Here is a 4,094-nt window from a genome sequence, read left to right on the forward strand (position 1 = left end):
GGGGGGGGGGCGTCCCGGGCCCCCCCGCGCCCTCCGCCTCCTCCCACTGCACCCACCCCCCCCCCCCCCCCCCCCCCCCCCCCCGCCCCCCCCCCCCCCCCCCGCGCCCCCCCCCCCCCCCCCCCCCCCCCCCCCCCCGGCCGCCCCCCCCCCCCCCCCCACGACTCGACTTGCCCCGCGATCGCTTACATCAGTTGCCGATTTGAATCTTCGGCGCCCACTGCAGCCATTCAGGATCAGCCTCGTCGAACAAGGCAAAGGTCTGTTGGGGCCTGGCCGGGTTGCCCATCTTGTCGCCGTCCGGCGTGGCGAAGGCAATACCGCCCTCGATCAGGGTTTCCAGCGACTCGGTGCGCACTGTCGCGCCCTTGAACAGACCGAAGTCGAAGCCAAAGCCACTGCTGTTCCAGAAGCGGCTGCCACCACGCACCAGCGTGGCATAGCGCGGCTCGATAAGGATGCGGATCAACACCCGGTCTGCTGTCTGGCCAAGCTCGAAGCCGGTCACCTTGCCTACCGGAATTTCCCGGTAGGTGACCGGTACGCCCGGCTTGATCGAACCGCGGCGCGGGGCACTGAGCACCAGCGCAAGGCCTGGTTCACGCGACGAGAAGTCCGGTGCCTGGGCCAATGCAGTGAAGTTGCGCTGAGGCCCCAGGTTCTTCACGGCCGGCTGGACTTCCAGGTACTGGCCTGTCACCAGGGTTTCCAGGTTGGCCGTCTTGACGATGCCCAGGGCAGGCTTGACCACCCAGAATTGCGTGCCTTCACGGGCGATACGCTCCGGCACCTCGGTAATACGCGCCTTGAGCAATACCGCCTGCAGATCGTCGGTCAGATCGACCTGCTCGACCTTGCCGATATCCAGCCCCTTGAAGCGAACAGGCGTACCGACCTTGAGGCCGTCGGCTCGCTCGACGCGAATGGTAACGGTGGTACCACTGCGATTGGCGGCTTCCTGGTTCTCATGCAGGCGGAAACTCGGAATGTGGCGCTTGAGCGGCACATTCGGGGTCGGCGTATCGAAAGCGATGCCACCCGCCATCAGGCTCTGCAGGGATTCGCTCTTGATCTGGATACCCGACAGGCCACCGGTGAGGGTGATGCCGCTGGCATTCCAGAAGCGTGTCGAGCCATTGACCAGGCCGGCGTACTCCTTCTCGATGTGCACGCCAATCAGCAGGCGCTTGCTCTTCTTGGAGAACTGATAGCTCTGCACGGTACCGACCTTCACCTGGCGGTAGAGAATCGGGCTACCGACTTCCAGCGAGCCGAGGTTGTCGCTGAACAGCACCAGGTGCAGGCCCGGCGCCTTGAGGTCCAGCGGCGGCGCCTTGGGCCGCGCCTCGAACTCGCGTTGCGGCGAAGCGCCTTTGTCACCCGGGCGGATGGCGATGTAGTTACCCTTGACCAGGGCTTCCAGACCGGTGATCCCGGCCAGCGAGATGGACGGTTTGACCACCCAGAACTGCGTGCCGTCCACCAGGTAGTCTTCGGCCAGCGGGTCGAGGGTCAGCTCGGCCATGGCGCTGCTCAGGTCGGCATCGACCTGAAGGGCTTTCAACGAACCGACCTGGATGCCTTTGTACATGACCGGCGTACGTCCGGCCTGCAGGCCTTCGAAGTCGCCCAGCTTGACCTTGACGCGGATGCCCGCCTGGGCATCGTCGAAGTCTTCGTACAGGCGGAACGGCAGGCTCGGATCTGTCGGCGGGCTGTCCTTTCGGTGCTCGGGCGTGGCAAAAGCGATACCGCCGGCGACGATACTGGAGAGCGATTCGCTGCGCACCTTGACCCCGGTGAGGTCGGCATCGATGCTGACGCCGCTGGCGTTCCAGAAGCGCGTATGTTTACGCACCAGGTTGGTATAGGCCGGCTCGATGAACACCTTGATCTCCACCGTCGCCTGGTCTTCGGCCAGGCGATAGCTTTTCACCCGCCCTACCTGAATCTGCTTGTAGAACACCGGGCTGTCGCGATTGAGCGAGCCGAGGCGGTCAGCCTTGAGCGTCAGGTGCAAGCCTGGCTCGGTATCCGAGAGCGGAGGCGCCTCGGCCAGCGCCTTGAAGCGCTTGGTAGGCTCGCCCTCCCCCGGGCTCACCGCGATGTAGTTACCGGATACCAGGGTCTCGAGGCCCGTGATACCCGCCAGGCTCACACTCGGCTTGACCAGCCAGAAGCGGGTGCCGGTGTTCATGTGGGGCTCGGCTTCCTTGTTCATCTCGATGGTGGCGATCACACCGGTGTTGCTGCCCTTGGCATCCAGCACCAGCTCCTTCACCTTGCCCACCGACATGCCCTTGTAGACCACCTCGGTCTTGTTGGCGACGATGCCCTCACCGCTTTCAAAGCGAACCTGGATATTCACCCCGGATTCGCGGTAAGCCTGCCAGCCGAGCCAGCCACCAATGACCAGGGCGATCAGAGGCAATATCCATATAGCCGACCAGTTCGAAGCTGGGCGGGTTTTAGCCGTAGGCAAATCACTCATGGTCGTCATCCGACTCCGTGTTATCCCAAATCAGTCGGGGATCGAAAGTTACTGCAGCGAGCATCGTCAGAATCACCACACTGGCGAAGGCGACGGCGCCCAGGTTTGCTTCGATGCTGGCGATCCTGCCGAAATTCACCACCGCCACCAGAATGGCGATCACGAAGATGTCCAGCATCGACCAGCGTCCGATAAACTCAATGAAGCGATACATCAGAATCCGTTGGCGCGCAGACAGTGGCTGCCTGCGCTGTACCGAGTAGAGCAACAGCCCGATACCTACCAACTTGAAGGTAGGCACCAGAATACTGGCAATGAACACCACGGCAGCAATCGGCAACATGCCGAACTTAATCAGGGTGATGACACCGGACATGATGGTATCCGGCGCCCCCTGGCCCAGCGTGCTCACTGTCATGATCGGCAGCACGTTGGCCGGGATGTACAGAATTGCCGAGGTCAGCAGCAAGGCCCAGGTTCGTGCCAGGCTGTTTGGCCGCCGTGCATGCACAATCGCTCCGCAACGCGTGCAGGTTTGCGCGTCACACTCCGGCTCTTGGCGATTCAGTTCGTGGCACTCGCCACAAATCAGAATGCCAGCATCAATCGCACGCATGCAGGTCTTCCCCCGATAAAGCACTCCAGATCTGGTGAGGCGACATCACCACCTCCAGCCATACCTGAACCAGTAGCAAACTGATAAAACAGGCCAGCCCCAGGCCGAGACTCAACTCTGCCAGTTCGACCAGCTTGACCATCGCGACCAGCACGCCCATGAAATACACCTCGAGCATGCCCCAGTCGCGCAGATGGTGATAAATCCGGTAAAACAACAGGCCGTAACTGCGTCCGATATTCAGACGAATACTCAAAAGTACCGTCAGTTGGCACAGTAGTTTGAGCAAGGGGATAGCCATGCTGCAGAGGAACACCACCACTGCCACCCCAGCCATCCCGGTGTTGTACAAACCCACTACGCCGCTCCAGACCGTATCGTTGGAGCTCTGGCCCAACAGGTGAAGCTGCATGATGGGAAGAAAGTTGGCGGGTATGTAAAGCAACAAGGCGGCGAGCACCAGCGCCAGGCTGCGCTGGACGACATTGTGGCGGTGCGCATACAGCTCGTACCCGCAACGCGGGCAATGCGCCTTTTCGTCCTGCTTGAGCAAAGGTTTGCGCATCAGCAGGTCGCATTCATGACAGCCCACCAATTGCTCCAGGGGCAAGTCGGCGAGCCGGTTGGAATCGACAGGTTCGGTCATAGTGAACTTCTGAGTCAACACAAGGGCGGTATTCTAACCCATTGATCGAAGAGCAACTCGCCCTCGACAGTAGCCGCTACTGCCGCACACCCGTAGCCGCTGCCGAGGTACGAGGCTGCGATCGGTCGCGTAGCGACCGCCAGCCAGGCAGCGCAGTGTTTGAGGATCAGCCCCGGACTGGCAGGCGCCTGCTGCGCAGTCGATCGCAGCCTGGCGGCAGCGGCTACAGGGGCGGCGGTGCGCCACAAAGACAAAACCCCTACCTGCGTGTGCAGATAGGGGTTTCGGAATTTAATCTTGACGATGACCTACTCTCACATGGGGAAACCCCACACTACCAT

3 protein-coding genes are annotated in these 4,094 nt (G+C 61.9%); all 3 read right to left on the reverse strand.

What is annotated here, in order from left to right; genetic code table 11:
- Positions 1-190: 190 nt before the first annotated feature.
- From ACIQUS_RS27035 to ACIQUS_RS27045, 3 genes are read right to left on the reverse strand one after another with little or no spacing between them, the layout of a single operon-like run.
- Positions 191-2,491 (reverse strand): MlaD family protein, encoded by a 2,301-nt coding sequence (locus ACIQUS_RS27035; RefSeq protein WP_403054184.1) that lies wholly within the window; start codon positions 2,489-2,491, stop codon positions 191-193.
- Positions 2,484-3,107: a paraquat-inducible protein A gene (locus ACIQUS_RS27040; protein ID WP_403054187.1), complete on the reverse strand. Its 624-nt coding sequence runs from the start codon at positions 3,105-3,107 to the stop codon at positions 2,484-2,486. Before ACIQUS_RS27040 ends, ACIQUS_RS27035 begins: the two co-directional genes overlap by 8 nt.
- Positions 3,094-3,753, reverse strand: coding sequence for a paraquat-inducible protein A (locus ACIQUS_RS27045; protein ID WP_403054190.1), 660 nt, complete (start codon positions 3,751-3,753; stop codon positions 3,094-3,096). The genes ACIQUS_RS27040 and ACIQUS_RS27045 overlap by 14 nt, the downstream gene beginning before the upstream one ends.
- Positions 3,754-4,094 lie beyond the last annotated feature (341 nt).

This window comes from Pseudomonas sp. NPDC090755 (assembly GCF_044769005.1).
Taxonomy (GTDB): domain Bacteria; phylum Pseudomonadota; class Gammaproteobacteria; order Pseudomonadales; family Pseudomonadaceae; genus Aquipseudomonas.